At 66.7% G+C, this 18658-nt stretch carries 19 protein-coding genes; 5 read left to right on the top strand and 14 right to left on the bottom strand.

The window, feature by feature from the left end; all coding sequences use genetic code 11:
- Window positions 1–35 precede the first annotated feature (35 nt).
- The 3 genes from ACZ52D_RS19755 to ACZ52D_RS19745 are packed head-to-tail and all read right to left on the bottom strand — an operon-like array spanning window position 36 to window position 2076.
- On the bottom strand, window positions 36–839 hold the full coding sequence (locus tag ACZ52D_RS19755; RefSeq protein WP_222455960.1) for a metal ABC transporter permease: 804 nt from the start codon (window positions 837–839) through the stop codon (window positions 36–38).
- On the bottom strand, window positions 839–1597 hold the full coding sequence (locus ACZ52D_RS19750; RefSeq protein ID WP_464443632.1) for an ATP-binding cassette domain-containing protein: 759 nt from the start codon (window positions 1595–1597) through the stop codon (window positions 839–841). Before ACZ52D_RS19750 ends, ACZ52D_RS19755 begins: the two co-directional genes overlap by 1 nt.
- Window positions 1594–2076, bottom strand: a complete 483-nt coding sequence (locus tag ACZ52D_RS19745; protein ID WP_222455962.1) for a Fur family transcriptional regulator — start codon at window positions 2074–2076, stop codon at window positions 1594–1596. The genes ACZ52D_RS19750 and ACZ52D_RS19745 overlap by 4 nt, the downstream gene beginning before the upstream one ends.
- Window positions 2077–2186: 110 nt before the next feature.
- On the opposite strand from ACZ52D_RS19745, the gene ACZ52D_RS19740 reads away from it, so the two are divergent.
- The gene (locus ACZ52D_RS19740; RefSeq protein WP_464443631.1) at window positions 2187–3350 is read left to right on the top strand and encodes a zinc ABC transporter substrate-binding protein; all 1164 of its coding nucleotides are present in this window, start codon (window positions 2187–2189) and stop codon (window positions 3348–3350) included.
- A 37-nt stretch (window positions 3351–3387) separates the two neighbouring features.
- On the opposite strand, the gene ACZ52D_RS19735 is transcribed toward ACZ52D_RS19740, so the two are convergent.
- Complete coding sequence (locus ACZ52D_RS19735; RefSeq protein ID WP_464443630.1) at window positions 3388–4659, bottom strand: NAD(P)/FAD-dependent oxidoreductase; 1272 nt, start codon at window positions 4657–4659, stop codon at window positions 3388–3390.
- On the bottom strand, window positions 4649–6151 hold the full coding sequence (gene amaB, locus ACZ52D_RS19730; RefSeq protein ID WP_464443759.1) for an L-piperidine-6-carboxylate dehydrogenase: 1503 nt from the start codon (window positions 6149–6151) through the stop codon (window positions 4649–4651). Before amaB ends, ACZ52D_RS19735 begins: the two co-directional genes overlap by 11 nt.
- Before the next feature lie 153 nt (window positions 6152–6304).
- On the opposite strand from amaB, the gene ACZ52D_RS19725 reads away from it, so the two are divergent.
- The 3 genes from ACZ52D_RS19725 to ACZ52D_RS19715 all read left to right on the top strand — a co-directional run bounded on the left by ACZ52D_RS19725 (window position 6305) and on the right by ACZ52D_RS19715 (window position 9421).
- Window positions 6305–7198, top strand: coding sequence for a LysR substrate-binding domain-containing protein (locus tag ACZ52D_RS19725; protein WP_222455966.1), 894 nt, complete (start codon window positions 6305–6307; stop codon window positions 7196–7198).
- A 1-nt stretch (window position 7199) separates the two neighbouring features.
- Entirely contained in the window at window positions 7200–8087 is an 888-nt protein-coding gene (locus ACZ52D_RS19720; protein ID WP_222455967.1) for a LysR substrate-binding domain-containing protein, read from the top strand.
- 125 nt (window positions 8088–8212) lie between these two features.
- Window positions 8213–9421 carry a pyridoxal phosphate-dependent aminotransferase gene (locus ACZ52D_RS19715; RefSeq protein WP_464443629.1) on the top strand — a complete coding sequence of 403 codons (1209 nt, stop codon included), beginning with the start codon at window positions 8213–8215 and terminating at the stop codon, window positions 9419–9421.
- A 47-nt stretch (window positions 9422–9468) separates the two neighbouring features.
- Here ACZ52D_RS19715 and ACZ52D_RS19710 read toward each other — a convergent pair whose 3' ends face one another.
- The 6 genes from ACZ52D_RS19710 to ACZ52D_RS19685 all read right to left on the bottom strand — a co-directional run bounded on the left by ACZ52D_RS19710 (window position 9469) and on the right by ACZ52D_RS19685 (window position 15404).
- Complete coding sequence (locus tag ACZ52D_RS19710; protein WP_222455968.1) at window positions 9469–9870, bottom strand: RidA family protein; 402 nt, start codon at window positions 9868–9870, stop codon at window positions 9469–9471.
- A gap of 46 nt (window positions 9871–9916) precedes the next feature.
- Window positions 9917–10972, bottom strand: coding sequence for a D-TA family PLP-dependent enzyme (locus ACZ52D_RS19705; protein WP_464443628.1), 1056 nt, complete (start codon window positions 10970–10972; stop codon window positions 9917–9919).
- On the bottom strand, window positions 10969–12438 hold the full coding sequence (locus ACZ52D_RS19700) for a M81 family metallopeptidase (protein WP_464443627.1): 1470 nt from the start codon (window positions 12436–12438) through the stop codon (window positions 10969–10971). The genes ACZ52D_RS19705 and ACZ52D_RS19700 overlap by 4 nt, the downstream gene beginning before the upstream one ends.
- A 91-nt stretch (window positions 12439–12529) precedes the next feature.
- Complete coding sequence (locus ACZ52D_RS19695; RefSeq protein ID WP_464443626.1) at window positions 12530–13567, bottom strand: TRAP transporter substrate-binding protein; 1038 nt, start codon at window positions 13565–13567, stop codon at window positions 12530–12532.
- Window positions 13568–13602: 35 nt separating this feature from the next.
- Window positions 13603–14886 carry a TRAP transporter large permease gene (locus tag ACZ52D_RS19690; protein WP_464443625.1) on the bottom strand — a complete coding sequence of 428 codons (1284 nt, stop codon included), beginning with the start codon at window positions 14884–14886 and terminating at the stop codon, window positions 13603–13605.
- Complete coding sequence (locus ACZ52D_RS19685) at window positions 14883–15404, bottom strand: TRAP transporter small permease (protein WP_464443624.1); 522 nt, start codon at window positions 15402–15404, stop codon at window positions 14883–14885. Before ACZ52D_RS19685 ends, ACZ52D_RS19690 begins: the two co-directional genes overlap by 4 nt.
- Before the next feature lie 189 nt (window positions 15405–15593).
- Between ACZ52D_RS19685 and ACZ52D_RS19680 the strand changes: the two genes are divergently transcribed.
- A complete protein-coding gene (locus ACZ52D_RS19680) occupies window positions 15594–16526 on the top strand; it encodes a MurR/RpiR family transcriptional regulator (RefSeq protein ID WP_464443623.1) in 933 nt (310 codons plus the stop codon).
- A gap of 21 nt (window positions 16527–16547) precedes the next feature.
- Here ACZ52D_RS19680 and ACZ52D_RS19675 read toward each other — a convergent pair whose 3' ends face one another.
- The 3 genes from ACZ52D_RS19675 to ACZ52D_RS19665 are packed head-to-tail and all read right to left on the bottom strand — an operon-like array spanning window position 16548 to window position 18644.
- Window positions 16548–17018 (bottom strand): phosphatase domain-containing protein, encoded by a 471-nt coding sequence (locus ACZ52D_RS19675; RefSeq protein ID WP_464443622.1) that lies wholly within the window; start codon window positions 17016–17018, stop codon window positions 16548–16550.
- Window positions 17008–17577: a histidine phosphatase family protein gene (locus ACZ52D_RS19670; RefSeq protein WP_464443621.1), complete on the bottom strand. Its 570-nt coding sequence runs from the start codon at window positions 17575–17577 to the stop codon at window positions 17008–17010. Before ACZ52D_RS19670 ends, ACZ52D_RS19675 begins: the two co-directional genes overlap by 11 nt.
- On the bottom strand, window positions 17574–18644 hold the full coding sequence (locus tag ACZ52D_RS19665) for an MBL fold metallo-hydrolase (protein WP_464443620.1): 1071 nt from the start codon (window positions 18642–18644) through the stop codon (window positions 17574–17576). The genes ACZ52D_RS19670 and ACZ52D_RS19665 overlap by 4 nt, the downstream gene beginning before the upstream one ends.
- Between the last annotated feature and the right edge of the window lie 14 nt (window positions 18645–18658).

The following is an 18658-nucleotide window of genomic DNA, read 5'->3' as shown; positions in this document are numbered from 1 at the left end:
GGGTCCTGTGTCATCTGCCGCGCCGGGGGGGGCGGTCAGGGGCGACCGCGGTAGAGTGCGCTGCCGAGGCTGCAAACTGCGAAACTGACCGCCGCCAGGCACACGATGCTGGGGCCGGCGGGTGTGTCAAACACGAATGCCAGTTGCAGTCCGCCCGTCGCGGCCAGCATTCCCAACAGCGCGGCGACCACGGCCATGCTTTCCGGTGTGCGTGCAAAAGGACGTGCCGCGGCGGCCGGGATCAGCAGCATTGCTGCGATCAGAAGAACGCCGACAACCTTGATGGCAACCGCGACCACCACCGCCAGCGCCAGTGTCAGCACCATCTGCTCCCGGCGTGGATCGATACCTGCCGCATGGGCCAGATCGGGGTTCAACGTTGCGGTCAGCAGCGCCGACCAGCGCCACCACAGCAGGGCGAGCACAACCAAAGCGCCGCCCCAGATCACGGCCAGGTCTCCACGCCCGACGGCGAGGATGTCCCCGAACAGATATGCCATCAGGTCGATCCTCACCCCGGACAGGAACGAGACCGCGACGAGGCCGAAGGCAAGCGACGAATGGGCCAGCACGCCCAGAAGCGTATCCATCGCATAGCCGCGCCCGGCGAGGGCGGACACGGTTGTCGCCATCGCCAGGGCCATCGCCAGGACGCCGGCAAAGATCGAGATGTCGAAACTGAGCGCCAGCGCCACGCCCAGGATAGACGCATGGGCCGTGGCATCACCGAAATAGGCCATCCTGCGCCAAACGACGAAACAGCCAAGCGGCGCCGCTGCCAGCGCCACCCCGATGCCGGCAAGAGCGGCGCGGATCAGAAAATCGTCAAGCAAACCCATCATTCCGCTGCCTCGTGGAGGTGATCATGCGCGCAGTCGTGGCCATCGTGATCATGGCTGTGGTTGTGTTCGTGCCGGTAGAGCGCCAGCGCGCCCTGGGTGCCGGTGCCAAACAGGGCACGGTATTCCGGGGCCGAGGCGACATGCTCCGGCGCACCCTCGCAGCAGACATGACCGTTGAGGCAGATCACCCGGTCGGAGGCCGCCATCACAACATGCAGCTCGTGGCTGACCATCAGCACCGCGCAGCCGAGGTCCTGGCGGACCTTCTCGATGCGCTGGTAGAAGGCGGCGGAGCCGGGCTGGTCGAGGCCCTGGGTGGCCTCGTCGAGGATCAGGAGCTGGGGATCGCACAGCAGCGCCCGCGCCAGCAGCACGCGCTGGAACTGGCCGCCGGACAGGTCCGCCATCTGGCGGGCTGCCAGGTTGCCTGCACCTGCCTGCTCCAGCGCCTCGGCCGCGCGGCGGTCGCTGACGCGCTGCGGCAGGCTGAGAAAGCGGCGCACCGTCAGCGGCAGCGTCGGGTCGATATGCAGCTTTTGCGGCACATAGCCGATGCGCAGGCCCGGCGCGCGGCGCACCGCGCCGGCCGTGGCGCGCTGTGCGCCGATGATGCTGCGCAGAAGCGTGGACTTGCCGGAGCCGTTGGGGCCGACCACGGTGACGATTTCGCCCGGGTCGATGTTCAGGCTGACCTTCGACAACACCGTGTTGCCGCCGTGGCGCACGCTGAGGTCTTGCAGGGAAATCAGGCTCATGCCGGGGGTTCCTGCTGGCATTTGGGGCAGAGGCCCTCGGCCTCGACCACGGCGCGTTCGATCACGAAACCCGCCTCCCGCGCCGCCTGTCCCAACTGGCCCTGGGAAGGTTCGCGCCGGGTTTCCGCCACCGCGTCACAGGCACGGCAGATCAGAAAGGAGGCCGCATGATTTTCCCCCGGATGGGCGCAGGCGATGAACGCATTCAACCGCTCGATCTTGTGCGCAAAGCCGTTCTTTACCAGGAAATCCAGCGCCCGATACGCGACGGGCGGCTGCGATCCCAGCCCCTCTTCACGCAGACGGTCCAGTATTTCATAGGCCCCCATCGCGCGGTGTTCCTGCAGCAGGATTTCCAACACCCGCCGCCGCACCGGGGTGAACTGCAGCCCGTTCAGACGACAGTGGCTGTCGACGGCAGCAATGCAGTCCTGGATGCAATTGCTGTGATTGTGCGGGGCAAAGCCGATGGACTCCATGGATGATGATCCTTTGGGCAAAAGATTTGCCTCTTGATATGTTATGTTATGACGTTTATCAAGCGCGTGATGTTATAAGATTACATAGGGCCGATATGCGGATTGCAGGTATGAAAAAGATGGGCGTGGCAGCGGTGGCTTTGCTGGCAGGCGCCGGGGGCTCCTGGGCTGAGGCGCCGCAGGTGGCGACAGATATCGCACCGGTTCATGGGTTGGTGGCGCGCGTGATGCAGGGGGTGGGTGAACCTGCCCTGGTGGTGCCTCCGGGGGCTTCGCCGCATGGTTACGCGTTGCGCCCTTCCGAAGCGCGCGCGCTGGATCAGGCGGACCTGGTGTTCTGGATGGGGGAGTCGTTGACCCCGTGGCTGGCCGGCCCGCTGGAAGAGCTGGCCGCCGATGCGCACCGGGTCGAGCTTCTGGAAGTCGATGGCACCACTGTCCTGTCCTTCCGTGAAGGGGCGCGTTTCGAGGCCCATGACCATGGTGGCGAAGATGGGCATGACGATCACGGAAAGGCGCACGACGATCACGGCCATGACGACCATGAAGGCCATGATCACGGCGGGCATGACCATGACAGCCACGACCATGGGGCGCAGGACGAGGCCGATCATGCCGGGCACGGCCATGGTCACGACGACCACGAAGCGCATGCTCACGAAGAGCATGACCACGACGGCCATGGCCACGAAGAACATGGCCAATCCGGCGAAGACCACGATGCGCATCGCGACCACGGGGACCACGAGGGCCATGATCACAGTGGCGCCGATCCGCATGCATGGCTCTTGCCGGCCAATGCGCAGGTCTGGCTGGATGTGATCGCCGCCGAGTTGGAGGAGCATGACCCGGACAACGCCGCGGCCTACCGGGCCAATGCCGAAGCGGCGAAGCAGGAGATTGCTGAAACCGTCGCCAGTGTCTCGGCGGAGCTGGAGCCGTTCCGCTCGAAGCACTTCATCGTCTTCCACGATGCCTATCAGTATTTCGAGAAAGGCTTCGGCCTTGCCGCCGCGGGCGCCATTTCGCTGGGGGACGCGGGCAAGCCGAGCCCGGCCCGGATTGCCGAAATTCGCGAGGTCGTGGCGGAGCGCAACGTGAGCTGCGTATTTTCCGAGCCCCAGTTCAATCCGGGGCTGGTTGCCACGGTATTGGAGGGGACCGGTGCCGGTACGGCAGTGCTGGATCCGCTCGGAGCCAACCTTGAGCCGGGGCCGCAGTTTTACCCGTCTCTGTTGCAGCAGCTGGGTCGTGCGATCGCCGCGTGTGACTGATTTGAACCATCAAGGGCGGGCCCATGTGGCCCGCTCTTTATCTGTTGCCGACCATATGGGTCAGCGTCGCACCTGTCTCATAATAGAGACTGCGTAGACCGGCACAGGGAATTGCGTGGTCTTGGATCGGGGAAACCGGGAGCCCCGACGGGTCGCCGTTGAGCAGAGCTTCGGCAATTGCGTTGCCGAACAGGGTGCCGGGTCCAATGCCGCGGCCGGAATAACCGAAGCAGGCGTAACCGCCTCCCAGATCGAGAATCTTGGGCAGATGTTCCGTGGTCATGGCGATGCGTCCATGCCAGTAGCTGCGCAGGGGGGCGTCTCGGAGGTTGGGGAACAGGTCGGCCAGCTTGCGGGCCAGCCAGCTGCGGTGCAGGGCGCTGCCGAAATGGTCCAGCGCACCCATGCCGCCGATGATCAGCCGTCCGGCCATGTCCAGTCGCCAGGAGGACATCACCAGCGCCGTGTCCCAGCAGCCCTCGCCGCCCGGCAGGATCTGCGCGCGCAGATCGTCGGGCAGCGGATCAGTGGCGGCCTGGAAATAATGCACCGGGATCAGCTGTGGCGCGTCATATCCGGGGATGGCGCGGGCATAGGCATTGGTTGCCATGATCAACTGGCGGGCGCGGATTTCGCCGCGCGGGGTGCTGATGCGCCAGCCCTCCGCCGTGCGCGTCAGGCCGGTGGCGGGGGTGTTGCAGGCGATCTGCGCCCCGGCCTCTGCCGCGGCGCGGGCGAGGCCGCGGGCATAGGCCATCGGCTGGATGGTGCCGGCGCGCGGGTCGAACAGGGCGCCGTGCACGGCCTGGCTGCCGACGCGGGCCTGCGCCTCGGCGCTGTCCAGCAGCTCCACCGGGGCGCCGATGGCGCGCAGCTGGGCGTTGCGGCGGCGCAAATCCTTCATGCCGGAGGGTGCATGGGCGCAGTGCAGGGTGCCGCGGGGCACCGGCTCGCAGTTGATGCGGTGCTGTTCGATCCGCGAGAACACCAGGGCGGGGGCGCCGGCCAGCAGGGCCGACAGGCGGTTGCCGCCATCGGCGCCGAGATGGGCGTTGATGTCCTCGGGCGGCAGCCAGAGGCCCGCGTTCACCAGCCCGACATTGCGGCCGGAGCCGCCGCTGCCGATCTCTGCCGCCTCGATCAGCTGCACCGAGGCGCCGAGTTCCGCCGCCCGCAGGGCCGCCGAGCAACCGGTATAGCCGCCGCCGATGACGGCAAGATCGACCGTCGCCTCCCCGGTGAGTTCCGGGAAGGCGGGGGTTTCCTGGCAGGTCTGGTGCCAGAGGCAGGAAGCCAGATCAGATGTCAAATTTGATCCCCTGAGCAAGCGGCAGCTCGCGTGAGTAGTTCACCGTGTTGGTCTGCCGGCGCATGTAACCTTTCCAGGCGTCGGACCCGCTTTCGCGGCCGCCGCCGGTTTCCTTCTCGCCCCCGAAGGCGCCGCCGATTTCAGCGCCGGAGGGGCCGATGTTCACATTGGCAATACCGCAGTCGGAGCCCGCTGCCGAGAGGAAATATTCGGTTTCGCGCAAGTCGGTCGAGAAGATGCAGGAGCTGAGGCCCTGGGGCACTTCGTTCTGCATTTCAATGGCTTGGTCGAGATCGGTATATTTCACCACGTAGAGGATCGGGGCGAAGGTTTCGCTGTGCATGATGGCGGATTGGCCGGGCATTTCGACGATCGCCGGATGCACATAGGCGGCATCCGGGTGGCTGTCCGCCAGCGCCTGCGCGCCGCCGTGCACGGTGCCGCCTTCGGCCTTGGCCTGCTCCAGGGCGGAGGTCATGGCGTCGAGGGCGGCGCGGTCGATCAGCGGGCCGACCAGGGTGCCGTCGGCCAGCGGGTCGCCGATGGGCAGACCCTCGTAGGCCTTGATCAGGCGCGGGATCAGCGCGTCGTAGATGTCTTCGTGCACGATCAGGCGGCGCAAGCTGGTGCAGCGTTGGCCGGCGGTGCCGACGGCAGAAAACACGATGGCGCGCAGGGCCATTTCCAGATCGGCCGAGGGGGCGACGATCATCGCGTTGTTGCCGCCGAGCTCCAGAATGGTGCGGCCCAGACGTTTGGACATATCCGCCGCAACCGCCTTGCCCATCGGCACGGAACCGGTGGCGGAGATGATGGCGACGTCTTTCGACGCGGTCAGCGCCTCGCCCAGATCACGTTCGCCGATCAGCACCTGGATGAGGCCTTCGGGCGCGTCGTCGCCAAAGGCGGCCATGGCGCGCTCGCAGATCTTCTGCACAGCCAGCGCGGTCAGCGGGGTTTTCTCCGACGGTTTCCAGATCACCGGATCGCCGCAGACCAGCGCAAGTGCTGCGTTCCAGCACCAGGGCGCGACGGGGAAGTTGAAGGCGGTGATGATGCCGCAGGTGCCCATCGGGTGCCATGTTTCGCGCATCGCGTGGCCGGGGCGTTCCGAGGCGATGGTAAGGCCATAGAGCTGGCGTGACAGGCCGACGGCGAAATCGCAGATGTCGATCATCTCCTGCACTTCGCCCAAGCCTTCCTGGTAGATCTTGCCGCATTCCAGCGTCACCAGACGGCCCAGGTTATCCTTTTCGCGGCGCAGCTCCTCGCCCAGCAGGCGCACCAGCTCGCCGCGGCGCGGGGCGGGCACCGTGCGCCATGCGTGGAAGGCCTGTTTGGCGGCGGCGATCTGCGCCTCGGCCTCGGCCGGGGTATGCATTTTCAGGCGGGCGATTTCGCTGCCGTCCACCGGCGTGGTGACGGCGAGGCTGCCGCCGGTCAGCTCGGCATTGGTCAGGCCGGCCGCGGCGAGGATGTCGGAATGGGTCATGTGGTGATCCTTCGTGGTGCGAGGGCGTGCCATGAGGAAAAATTCTGAAAGATCCCCGGCTTGGCGCGCCGGATATCGGTATGATATAGAAATTGCACCACCCGCGCGGGATTGCTAATGAAAGTAATTCCTGCCCCTATGAGTTAATATCATATGATTGCGCCGCGCCGTTTCCTGCCATCGATCCCGTCTCTGCTGGCGCTGGAGGCGGTGGACCGGCTCGGCAGCGCCTCGGCCGCGGCGGAGGATCTGTCGCTGACGCAAAGCGCCGTCAGCCGCCAGCTGAAGCAGCTGGAGGAGCAGATGGGGGTCGACCTGATCGCGCGCGACCAGATGCGGATGCAGCTGACCCCGGCGGGGGCCGGTTTCGCGCGCGAGGCACGGGCGATCCTGACCCGGCTGGCGCAGGCCTCGGTCAAGCTGCGGGCCAACCCGGATGGCGGGAGTTTTACCCTGTCGATTCTGCCGTCCTTCGGGCTGCACTGGCTGGCGCCGCGGTTGCGGGATTTTGCGGCGCAGCATCCGGGCATCACCGTCAACCTGCACACCCACAACCTGCCGTTCAGTTTTGATGCGGGCAGCGCGCAGGCGGCGATCCACTACGGGGTGCGGGACTGGCCGGGGGTCGAATACATGCCCTTGATGCCGAAACATGTGCTGCCGGTCTGCGCGCCGGGGCTGATGGCGGCGCCGGCACAGAGCCCGGCAGCACTGCTGGAATTTCCGCTGCTGCATCTGGAAACCCATCCCGACTGCTGGGAGCAGTGGTTCACCCTGCATGACGTCGCTGCGCCCAAGCTGAAGGGGATGCTGTTCGACCAGTCCTCGGCGATGACGCAGGGGGCGGTGCATGGGCTGGGGGTGGCGCTGCTGCCGGATTTCCTGGCCGAGAACGAGATCGCCCAGGGGCGGCTGATGCTGGCGATGCAAGGTCCGGCGGTCAGTCTTGGCGAGTATTTCCTGGTCTGGCCGGCCGAACATGCGGAGGATTACCCGTTGATAAAATTCCGCGAATGGCTGGCAGCGCAGCTGCAGCAGGAGGCCTGAGATGCGGCTGCCGAGCCTGACCCATCTGCGCTGTTTCGAAAGTGCTGCGCGCCATCAAAGCTTTACCGCCGCCGGCGAGGAGCTGGGTCTGACCCAGAGCGCCGTCAGCAAGAAGGTGAAGGAGCTGGAGGCGGATCTCGGGTTTGACCTGTTCCAGCGCGCGGGCCGCGGCGTGGTGCTGACGGCGGCGGGGCAGAGCCTGGCGGCGGATCTGGAGCAGGATCTGGCCGGACTGCGCGCCACGCTGCACAAGGCGGCGGCAGCGGGGGCGGGGCGGTCCGCGCTGCGGCTGGCGGTGCTGCCGGGCTTTGCCAACCATTGGCTGATCCCGCGGCTGCCGGATTTCTTTGCCCGCCACCCGGAGGTGGAGCTGAGCTTCTCGACCCGGCTGGAGCCGTTTGATTTTGCGCGGGAAAACTTTGATCTGGCGGTGCATTTCGGGCTGGACAACTGGCCCGGCACCCAGATGACGCCGCTGTTCGGCGAGGAAATGGTGCCGGTCTGCGCGCCGGGCTTTCATGCGGCGCATGACCTGCAGCAGCCGGCCGCTGTGGCACAGGCGCCGCTGCTGCATCTGGACAGCCGGGCGGGGGCCTGGGCGGAATGGTTCGAACGCGCGGGCCTGGACGGGCCGCCGCGGCAGGACGGGCGGTATTTTGACCAGCATTCCATGGTGATAGCCGCCGCCGCTGCCGGGCTGGGCGCGGCGATCGTGCCCTATGACATGGTGGCGCGCGACATAGCCGCCGGACGCCTGCTGCGCATCGATGGCCCGGCGCTGGTGTCGCGCAAGAAGTATTTTCTGGTGCGCCCGCAGGGGCCGCTGACGGAGGCCGGGCAGAAGCTGGAGCACTGGATGCGCAGGCAGCTGCGCAGCCGCCCGGAGTGACGGGGGCCGTCCGTGGCGTCTGATGCCATGCTGGAATGAATGCCGTCGCAATGGGCAGGTTTTCCGGTCGAGGGCTTTCGCGTCACTCTGGCTGGAACGCAAATCCAGCAAAGGAGCCTTTCGCCATGGCCCAGTTCCGCCGCGCCCGCCGTCTTGATCCCATCAGGGTGTCCGAAATCCTGACCATCGGCGCCCGCGCGGCCGAGATGAAGCGGCAGGGCGCGCCGGTGATCATCCTGGGGGCGGGGGAGCCGGATTTTGACACGCCGGAGCACATCAAGACCGCCGCGGCGGCGGCCATGCAGGCGGGCGAGACGAAATACACCGCGCTTGGCGGCTCGGACGCGCTGAAGCAGGCGGTCCGGGAGAAGTTCAGGCGGGACAACGGGCTGGACTACGGCCCGGAGGAGATCATCGCGGGCACCGGCGCCAAGGAGATCCTGTTCGATGCCTTCATGGCCAGCCTTGATCCCGGCGACGAGGTGATCATTCCGACGCCTTACTGGACCTCTTATGCCGATATCATCCGCATTGCGGGCGGCGAGCCGGTGCTGGTGCCCTGCGGCGATGACACCGGCTTCCGGCTGACGGCGGAGAAGCTGGAGGCGGCGATCACGCCCCGCACCCGCTGGCTGCTGCTGAATTCGCCCTCGAACCCGGCCGGGGCGGGCTATGGCGCGGCGGATTACCAGCCGCTGCTGGAGGTGCTGGTGCGCCACCCGGAGGTCTGGCTGATGGCGGATGACATGTATGAGCATATTACCTACGGCGGTTTTGAGTTCGTCACCCCGGCGCAGCTGGAGCCGCGGCTGAAGGAGCGGATCCTGACCGTCAACGGCGTCTCCAAGGCCTATGCGATGACCGGCTGGCGGCTGGGCTATGCGGGCGGGCCGCGCGATCTGATCGCGGCGATGAAAGTGGTGCAGTCGCAGTCGACCTCGCATCCCTCGTCGATCAGCCAGGCGGCGGCCGTGGCGGCGCTGACCGGCCCGCAGGATGTGCTGGCGCAGCGGCGGGCCAGTTTCCAGGCGCGGCGCGATCTGGTGGTGGAGGCGCTGAACGGCATGGAGGGCATCAGCTGCCCGGTGCCGGAGGGCGCGTTCTATACATTTGCAAACTGCGCGGGCGTGTTGGGCAAGCGCACGCCGGAGGGCAGGCTGCTGGAAACGGACGCGGATTTTTGCGCCTATCTGCTGGAGCAGCACCATGTGGCGGTGGTGCCGGGGCGGGCCTTTGGCATTTCGCCTTATTTCCGGATCTCCTACGCCACATCCGAGGCCGAGCTGCGCGAGGCGCTGGACCGGATTGCAACCGCGGTTGCGGCGCTGGCCTGAGCCGGAGCGGCCCCGGGGCAAGGCGGGGCCGACTGGTACGGGGTGGATCAATCCAGCGGCTTGTAGACCACGGCGTCGATCTCGACCTTGGCGTCGACCATGATCTGCGAGCGCACGGTGGAGCGCGCCGGGCCGCCGTTGGGGAAATAGCTGGCATAGACCCGATTGAAGGTCCAGAAGTCGCGCGGATCGTCGAGCCAGACGCCGACCTTGGCGATGTCGTCGAGGGTGCAGTCGGCCAGCGCCAAGGCGGCTTTCAGGTTTTCCATGGTTCGGCGGGTCTGGCTTTCGATGCCGCCGGGCTCAATCTCGCCGTTTTCCTTCATCGCCACCTGGCCGGAGATATAGACGAAATCGCCGGCCCGCACGGCGGGGGCGAAGGGCAGGGGCTGGCCGCCTGCGCCGGTGCGATCGTCGCCGTAGCGGATGACTTTCTTTTCGCTGCTCATGTTCAGAGTTCCTTTTGTTCTGATGGGTGTGTTCGGGTGGGTGGGGTCACCAGACCTGGCCGCGGGCGGCGACCGGGCAGGGACCAAGATGCTGGCCGCCGCGGATCAGCTGCACCTCGTCCAGCATGTTGGTGACCACGCAGACGTGGTTCGGGATGATGCGCAGGCGGTCGCCGACCTGCAGGTTGATGGCATCGGCGGTCAGCACGCCGTGTTCTTCGGAGAGGCCCGCGATATGGATGTCGGGGCGGCCCAGCACATGGCCGTGGCCGTCGAGCCCTAACAGGTCGGACGTCAGCACCTTGCTGCCGGCATCAATCACCGCGCGGCCCTCGCTGGGCACCGAGATCACCGTGACCAGCACGCTGAGCGCGCAGTCGTCCCAGGTGCAGGTGCCGCGGGCCTGAAGCGAGCGGTCGTTGAAGACATAGGTGCCGATGCGGTATTCGGTGGCGACGCTGACCTCTTGGGCCTGCCACATGCCGGGGGAGCCGCCGTTGGAGATGGTCGGCACCTCCAGCCCGGCGGCTTCGATCAGGGATTTGGCCGCAACCAGCCAGCGCTGCACCTCAGCCTCTGCGCCGACGGGCGGATAAGTCATCAGCCCGCCGAAGGCGAGGCCGGGCTGCTGGCTGATGTATTGCGCCAGATCGCGGGCGGCCTCGGGCGTGGCGACGCCGCAGCGGGCGGCGCCGGTGTCGCATTCCACCAGCACTGTCATCGCATTGGGGCTGTCGGCAAAGGCGCGGGACAGGCCGTCGACGGTAGCGGTGTTGTCGGCGACCACGGTCAGGCGCACACGCTCGGCCAATGCGCGCAGGCGCGCCAGTTTGGTGTCGCCCAGAATGTTGAAGGTGATCAGCACGTCATCAATGCTGCCCTCGGCGATCATCGCCTCGGCTTCGCTGATTTTCTGGCAGGTGATGCCGATGGCACCGGCGTCGAGCTGGCGCTTGGCGATCATCGGCAGCTTGTGGGTCTTGATATGCGGGCGCAGCTTCAGACCGTGCTGGTCGCAATGGGCCTGGAAGCGGTCGATGTTGGCCTCGGCAATGTCGAGGTCCACCAGCACGGCGGGGGTGTCGATCTGCGGGAAGGTCATGCGTGTTCTGCCTGCTTGAAGGGCTCCGCGACGATCGGCCAAAGGGGGCGCGACAGACGGGTGTAGCGGGTCTCGGCGGGGTTACTGGGGTAGGGGCCATCCACCGCGGCATAGAGAATGTCGGCGGCGACGGGGGCGAAGGCGCCGTGGAAGTGGTTGGTGGATTTCACCGCAACCACCTGTTTTGCCGCGATATCTATGCCGAGGTTGGTGAAGAGATCGGGGGAGAATGTCTGCGCGCGGTTGGAGTTCAGTACCACCGCGATTCCGTTCACGTCGATCACCGCGCAGTCGCCCAGCGGCACGATGGAGGCGCCGAAGCTTTGCACCGCATCCTTGGCGACGCGCAGGACGGTGACGGTGGCGTCGATGGGATCACCGGCATGGGCCGAGGTCTTGCCGCCGAAGCGCAGGTCCAGCTCCGCGCCTTCGCCGGCGGCGTGGCACAGGCGCACCGCCATCGGGTCCCAGATGGTGCCAAGCGCCATCGAGGTGACGCCCATGTCCAGCGCGGCGCGCAGCAGGATGGTGGAATCGCCGGCCACGCCACCGCCTGGATTGTCCCAGACATCGGCCACCACCACCGGGCCGGTTTCTGCCTTGCAGGCCTGTTCCAGCGCCTCGCGCACGGTCAGGAATTCGGGTTTGGTGGTGCCGCGGAAGGAATGCAGCTCCAGCCCCAGTTCGCGCGCGAGCGCATCGCCCGCAGGTTGGTTGCCGTCGGTGATGACGATGGTCCTGGCGCCGAGATCGGGGGAGTCGCCCGCCATGAAGCCGTGAATGGCAGAGATCGACAGCGCGGTGCCGTCAGCCTCCAGCGCGCACATCTTGTCGACGAAGCCGCGCATCGGGTGGCGGCTGGTGGGCAGCACCTCCATCATGCGGACGTCAAACACGGACAGTTTGGGGTCGATCTCTCCACGGGCGGCGCGCAGGGTCAGGTCGACGCAGGCCTCGCCGGTCTCGACGAAATCGGTGTGGGGGAATTCCTTGAACACGGTGATGATGTCCGCGTTTGCCACGCGTTTTTCGCTGAGGTGACTGTGCGGGTCAAAGGTGACGCCGATGCGCACGTCCGGCCCGGCGATCTGGCGCACGGATTCGATCAGCACGCCCTCGCAATCAACGCAGCCATCCGCGATCATCGCGCCGTGCAGCCCCAGCACCACCGCGTCCACTGGCAGGGCGGCACGCAGCTGCTCCAGCACCTCGTCACGCAGCCGCGCCCAGGTGCGGGCGTTGACCAAGCCGCCGGGCTCGGCCCAGGTGGCGGTGCCCTCGATCAGTTCGACCTCGCCTGCGGCGGCGCGCTTGCGCAGGGCCGGGAACACCGCGCTGCACAGGGTCGGGGTCTCGGGGTGGTCGCCGGGGGCGGCGTAGAAGCTTTGGGCAAAGTCCGAGAAATCGGTCCGCAGCGGCGAGAACGTGTTGGTTTCAGTGGCAATCGAGGCGCAGAAGACCCGCATGGTTCGGTCCTTTGGTCGGGGGATTCGGGCAGGCGCAAAAGGACGCCTGCCCAGGGTGCCCGGCCCGCAAACGCGCAGGCCGGCGCAGAGGTCAGTCGAGGTAGGCGGAGGCGTTGGCCGCGGCGACCTGTTCCTTGAACTTGGCCAGCAGCTCACCGGCGCGGGCGTCCATGTTCTCGGCCACATGGGCCTCGAACGCGGGCTGGGCGGCGGCGGCCATGGCGGCGCGCTGCTCGGCAGTGAGGGCGGTGACCTTGATCTTGTCCATCAGCCCGCCAAGGCCGCGGTCCGAGGCCTCGATCACGCGGGACAGGCCGCGGCTGGCGATGACGCAGTTCTCGGCGGCGGTGTGCAGGGTGGCCTGCTCGGCCTCGCTCAGACCCTCGTAGAAGGCGCGGTTGATCATGAAGGTGTAGGGCGAGAACAGGTGGTTGGTCAGGGTCAGGTGTTCCTGTACCTCGGCGAAGTTCGCGAATGAGATGATCGGAACCGGGTTCATCTGGCCGTCGATCACGCCGGTCTGGAGACCGGAGTAGACCTCACCCCAGGACAGGGGGTAGGCCTCGGCGCCCAGCGACTGCATGATTTTCTGATGCGAGGGCAGGGTCATGGTGCGGATGCGGATGCCCTCGAAGTCTTCGAGATTGGCAATCGGGCGCTTGGAGTTGGTGACCGCAAAGAAACCGCCGGTGTCCGGAAAGCCCAGCACCACAACATCACCCAGCTCAGCCTCGATATCGGCGGCCAGTTCCTTGCCAAACGGGCCGTCGAAGACTTCATAGGTGGAGGCGTTGCCGTTGAAGGCAAAGGGCAGGTTCAAGACGTCGATGCGCGGGTAGTAGCTGGCCAGCGCGCCGGTGGAGGTCAGCGTAGCCTGGATGATGCCGTCGCGCACCTGCTGCACATGTTCCGCAGCCGAGCCGAGCTGGTTGGAGCCGAAGACCTCAACCGTGACGGAGCCGTTGGTGTCCGCAGTGACGATGTTGGAGAACACGGCGGTGCAGGCGTGGGCCGGATTTTCGAACGGGTCGGTCTTGTTGTCGTGGCCGAATTTGATGACCCCGCCCGCCGATGCGGTGGTTGCGGTCAGCGTTGCCGCGACGGTCAGGCCCTTGATGAGAGTGTTCATGAGTTTCCTCCTTGTTGGATTTGATTTGGTTTTGGTTATTGGGCGAAGCCGAGCATCCGGGGCAGCAGCAGGGCCGCGTCCTCCCAGAAGGCAAAGACAAACAGGATGGCGACCTCGGCCAGCAGGAAGGGCATCAGCTTCATCGAGATGCGCTCCAGCTTTTCGCCGGTGACGGAGGACAGCACGAAGAGGCAGGCGCCCACCGGGGGTGTCATCAGCGAGATGTTCAGCGCCAGCACAAAGATGATGCCTGCGTGGATCGGCTCCAGCCCGACCTGTTCGCTCAGCGGCACCAGCACCGGCGCGAGGATGATCAGGATGGCGGTAATGTCCATCACCATGCCGACGATCAGCAAGAGGCCGATGATGATGGCGATCACCGCATAGCGGTTGTCGGACAGGCCCAGCACGGTTTCCGCGATCAGCTGCGGGATGCGCTCGAAACTCATCCACCAGCCGAGAATGCCGGCAAAGGCGATGATGACAAAGATCACCCCGGTGATGCGCGCGGTGCGCACCAGCATGCCGTAGAAGCCCCGCAGGGTCAGGGTGCGGTAGACAAAGACGCCGATGAAGATGGCATAGGCAACGGCGATCGATGCGGCCTCTGTCGGGGTGACGATGCCGCCGAGGATGCCGCCGAGGATGATGACGGGCATGGCGAGCGCGGTGAGGGAGGACAGGAAGGTGTCCCAGATCTCGCGGGGGGTGGCGCCGCGGATGGCCTTGGGCAGGTTCTCGCGCTTGCCGCCGATGGCGATGACGCCCATGCAGACCAGGCAGATCACCAGACCGGGCAGGATGCCTGCCGCGAACAGCCCGGCAATCGACACGCCCATCAGCGAGCCATAGACCACCATCAGGCCCGAGGGCGGGATGGTCGGGCCGATGATCGACCCGGCGGCGGTGACCGCACAGGCGTAGTCGCGCTTGTAGCCTTCCTTGACCATCGCGGGCACCAACGTGCGGCCAAAGGCGGCGGCGTCGGCGGTGGCGGATCCGGTCAGCCCGGCAAAGAATACCGAGGCCAGCATATTGGTATGCGCCAGCCCGCCGCGAAAGCGTCCGACCAGCACCTGCGCCAGCTTCACCAGCCGCCCGGTGATGCCGATGTCGTTCATGATCTCACCCGCCAGGATGAAGAAGGGCATCGCGAGGAAAGGGAAGATGTTCAGCCCGTTGAAGATCTTGCTGGGACCGATGGCAAGGAAGCTGGTGCCGCCCATGTCGATCAGGCCGACGACGCCGGCAAGGCCGATGGCAAATCCGATCGGCATGCCGAACAGGATGAGGACAACAAATGCGATCGCGGCGATCATGGTGTTTCCTCCTCGAGGCGATCGTTGAAGGGCGGGTTGTCGATGTGGCTGCCCATGTCGCGCATCAGCACCAGCGCCAGCTGCACCGCGGCCAGCGCGGCAGAGACCGGGATGGCGGCATAGAAGGGCGCAAGGCTGACGCCGAAGATCATCGCCTGCCGCGGTGCGCCGCTGGCGGCAAAGCCGATGCCGAACCACAGCACGTAGAGAAACAGCGCCAGTGCCAGGAGATCCATGCAGATCAGCGCCGCCCGGCGCAGCCCCGTCGGCAACGCCAGCACAAAGGCGGTCAGCCCGATGTGGTCGCGCCGCGCAATGCCGGAGGACACCGCCAGCATTGCCGCCCAGATCATCAGGTAGCGGGCCAGAACCTCGGGCCAGGGCAGCTGCCAGTGGAAATAATAGCGGTCAATCACCCCCAGCCAGACATCCAGCACCAGCGCCAGCATCAGGGCGGCGACGATGGCTTCGACGGTTGAGTTGATTTTGACGCTGGCGGTTTCGGCCCATTTCCGCATCGCTCACCTCCCCTGAGCTTGCTTGTACTTGAAGTACATTTAACTCAGGTTGGCGGCATGAAATCAACATAATTTTGTTACTAAGGTACGTATTTTCGACAAATGCCTGAAAAACCATCTTAGATTTTTGTCGGTTTGACCCGAAAATGTATCTGAGTTACGTTTCTCGGCGTAACCAAGGAGACCGCCGTGACCGACGAAACCATTGCTTCTACCGCTGACGGGCTGCCTCCGAAGAAGGGTATTTCGGGAACCGCGGACGTGATTTCCTCGCTGCGCCGCCATGACGGGCAGCTGCCGACGCAGGAGCAGAAGGTGGCCGATTTCGTCAAGGCGCATCTGGAGCAGATCAGCGCCATGACCATCGCCGAGCTGGCGGGGCACTGCGATGTCAGCACCCCGACGGTGATCCGCTTCTGTCGGACGCTCGGCTGCGACGGGTTTCGCGAGTTCAAGCTGCGGCTGGCGCAGAACCTTGCGGTCAGCCAGCAATATCTGACCGCCAAGCCGCTGCCCGAACAGGTGCGCGGCGATACGGCGATCGATCAGATCCTCGGCGCGCTATATGCCTCGGCCAGCGCCATGCAGCAGCAGATCGATGCAGAGGCGATGGAGCGCGCAAAGGCAGCCATGCTGGAGACCCGGCATCTGGTTTTCGCGGGCATTGGCGGCGGCTCTTCCAATGTGGCGCAGGAGGCGGCGAACCGGTTCTTCCGGCTGGGAATCCCGGCGGTGTCGACCAGCGACAGCTACATCCTGCAGATGCGCGCGGCGACGCTGAAGGCTGGGGATGTGCTGTTCCTGATCTCGGCCAGCGGCGAGGCGGATGCCATCGTCGGTGCGGCAGAGATTGCCGGCGGCTATGGTGCGACGACCATCTGCATCACCAAGCCCGGCACCCGGCTGGCCCATGCCTGCACGGTGCCGATCCTGCTGGACCTGCCGGAGGACCGGGACATCCACAAGCCCACCGCCTCGCGCTATATCCACATGATCGTGGTCGATGCGCTGGCGATGGCGGTGGCGCAGGCGATGGATGAAACCACCGAGAACCTGCGCCGCATCCGCGCGTCGCTCACCGCCTATCACGGGCGCACGGGGCCGCAGCCGCTGGGCGACTGAGGCCGCGCGCGCGAGGGCTGCTCAGAACGCGCCGGGGGCGCATTGCAGGCAGACCAGCCCTTCGCTGCGCCAGAAATCAACCACGCTGGCGCGGTCGTCAAAGACGATCCAGGGATCGAACCCGTCGAGCCGCATCTGCTGCAGCAGGTCGCGCTTTACGTCCGGGTCGCTCAGCTCGTCGGCATCGCCGGGGCGCAGGTAGATGCCATCAAAGGGCAGATCGTTCGCCTCCAGCCAGGCCACGGTCTGCGCCACCCAGCCTGCGGGGCGGCCTGAACACAGCACGATCTGCTCGCCGCCGACCTTCAGCTGCCGCAGCACCCGGGCCACCGGCGCGATCACCGCGGTTTCCGCCATGGCGTCGTGGAAGGCGTCCCAGTGTTTTTCCGGCCCGTGCACCAGCGGGCCGAGCCGCTCGGCGTCGAATTCGGCCAGCGTGCCGTCGATGTCGAAGACGGCGCAGGGGCGGCGGGCGGGGGTGTCAAAGCTCATCAATCTCTTCCTTGTGGGTCAGGGGGGTGCCGCCGGGGAGCGGACGGTAATGGATGGCGCGCGCGTTGGGGGCGCGCTGTCCGACGTCCGGCTGGCCGGTCAGCAGGCGGGTCGCGCGGATGACGCCGGAGTGGCAGACGATCACCGGCAGCGCAGGGCCTGCTTGCCGGATGCAGTCGGTCAGCGCGGCATGGACGCGCAGGATCATCTCAGCCCAGCCCTCGCCGTTGTCTGGTGTGCCCTCGCGCCGGGGCAGCTCGGCCAGGGGGCGGCCTTCGAAGATGCCCCAGTCGCGTTCGCGCAGACCGTCCAGCACAGTTGCAGGACAGTTGGGAAAGCCAAGCGCCGCGGTTTCGTGGGCCCGGGCCATCGGGCTGGTGAACAGGGCCAGTGGCTGGGGCCAGTCGCGGTCCGCAAGGGCGCGGGCCTGCTCGCGGCCTGCCTCCGTCAGTGCCACATCCAGACGCCCGGCGATGAGGCTCGCGCGGTTGGCCGTGGTCTCGCCGTGGCGGATCAGGCAGAAGGCGCGGGTGGGCAGGGGGGGCAGCGGCCCGGTCACAGCGCCACCGTTTCATGCAGGAACACCTGGGCGTCAAAGCCGGGTTCCACCAGGTAGTCCTCGGGCAGGGTGCAGAAAGCGGGGGCAAAGCGTTTGGCGCCGAGGCGGCGGATCATCGCGATCTGGTCCGGCAGCGGCGGATGCACGTTCCAGCGGCAGAAATGCCCGCCCTCGACCGCCTCAATGCCGCGGGCATGGGCGGTCATGTGGCCGGTGAAGATCACATGCGCATCGCGCCCCAACCGGCCGCTTTCGCGCCAGGCGCGCACATAGGCCCAGGCCGCGCCGCCGTCGGCGTTGGGGGTGTCGCAGATCAGAAAGCGGGCCGCGTCCAGCGGGCCGCGCTCCAGAAGCGGCGCGATCTCCTGCGCGCCGGGGGCAACGCCGCCGGAGGCCAGGGCAGCGCGCAGGGCGGCGGCGCATTCGGGGTCCAGCAGCACCGCCTCGGGTCCGAAGCGGCGCATCAGGTGCAGCGCCAGTTCGCCTGCGCGGCCCGAGGGCGGCACCGGCAGCAGGATCTGGCCCTCCAGCCGGTCGATCAGCGCGTCGAGATCGGCCAGCCGCTGCGCCTGCGGCACCGGGTTCAGGTGGTAGGAGCAGTCGATGATCGCGGTCTCGGCGGGCGGCGGCGCGTCAAAGGCGAACCAGGCGGATTCCTCTGACCAGTCGCCGGAATAGAACAGCCCGCCGCCGAGGTCGAAGTGGAACCACACGCCGCCAAGCGCGTGGCCGTTGCGCCCGGTGGTGAGGCGCACGCCGTCCAGCAGGACCTCGCCCTGCTCCGGCAGCTCCTGCACCCGGGCCGAGGGCGGCAGCGCCTGCGCGGTGCGGCGGGTGGCATAGATCGGCAGGCCGGCCTCCACCGCGTAAGCGGCGCCGCCGATGTGGTCGATATGGTCATGGGTGACAAAGACCGCATCGGCGCCCTCCAGCCAGGCGGGGTCGAAATTGGCGTTGGCCTCGGGCCCGAAGCCGCAGTCCAACAGCCAGCGGCGGTGACCGGTGTCGAGGCGCATCGCGGCCGGGCCCTTGTCCCCGATGCCGGAGAGAACGGTGATGGTGCTCATGTGGTGTCTCCGGA

The sequence above is a fragment of the Leisingera sp. S2M4 genome, from assembly GCF_055398055.1.
This window is presented reverse-complemented; position numbering and strand designations above follow the sequence as displayed.

Coding starts and splice junctions, on each gene's coding strand:
- ACZ52D_RS19755 (WP_222455960.1), bottom strand. CDS start 839: ATGGGTTTGCTTGACGATTTTCTGATCCGCGCCGCTCTTGCCGGCATC.
- ACZ52D_RS19750 (WP_464443632.1), bottom strand. CDS start 1,597: ATGAGCCTGATTTCCCTGCAAGACCTCAGCGTGCGCCACGGCGGCAAC.
- ACZ52D_RS19745 (WP_222455962.1), bottom strand. CDS start 2,076: ATGGAGTCCATCGGCTTTGCCCCGCACAATCACAGCAATTGCATCCAG.
- ACZ52D_RS19740 (WP_464443631.1), top strand. CDS start 2,187: ATGAAAAAGATGGGCGTGGCAGCGGTGGCTTTGCTGGCAGGCGCCGGG.
- amaB (WP_464443759.1), bottom strand. CDS start 6,151: ATGACCCATTCCGACATCCTCGCCGCGGCCGGCCTGACCAATGCCGAG.
- ACZ52D_RS19725 (WP_222455966.1), top strand. CDS start 6,305: ATGATTGCGCCGCGCCGTTTCCTGCCATCGATCCCGTCTCTGCTGGCG.
- ACZ52D_RS19720 (WP_222455967.1), top strand. CDS start 7,200: ATGCGGCTGCCGAGCCTGACCCATCTGCGCTGTTTCGAAAGTGCTGCG.
- ACZ52D_RS19715 (WP_464443629.1), top strand. CDS start 8,213: ATGGCCCAGTTCCGCCGCGCCCGCCGTCTTGATCCCATCAGGGTGTCC.
- ACZ52D_RS19710 (WP_222455968.1), bottom strand. CDS start 9,870: ATGAGCAGCGAAAAGAAAGTCATCCGCTACGGCGACGATCGCACCGGC.
- ACZ52D_RS19705 (WP_464443628.1), bottom strand. CDS start 10,972: ATGACCTTCCCGCAGATCGACACCCCCGCCGTGCTGGTGGACCTCGAC.
- ACZ52D_RS19700 (WP_464443627.1), bottom strand. CDS start 12,438: ATGCGGGTCTTCTGCGCCTCGATTGCCACTGAAACCAACACGTTCTCG.
- ACZ52D_RS19695 (WP_464443626.1), bottom strand. CDS start 13,567: ATGAACACTCTCATCAAGGGCCTGACCGTCGCGGCAACGCTGACCGCA.
- ACZ52D_RS19690 (WP_464443625.1), bottom strand. CDS start 14,886: ATGATCGCCGCGATCGCATTTGTTGTCCTCATCCTGTTCGGCATGCCG.
- ACZ52D_RS19685 (WP_464443624.1), bottom strand. CDS start 15,404: ATGCGGAAATGGGCCGAAACCGCCAGCGTCAAAATCAACTCAACCGTC.
- ACZ52D_RS19675 (WP_464443622.1), bottom strand. CDS start 17,018: ATGAGCTTTGACACCCCCGCCCGCCGCCCCTGCGCCGTCTTCGACATC.
- ACZ52D_RS19665 (WP_464443620.1), bottom strand. CDS start 18,644: ATGAGCACCATCACCGTTCTCTCCGGCATCGGGGACAAGGGCCCGGCC.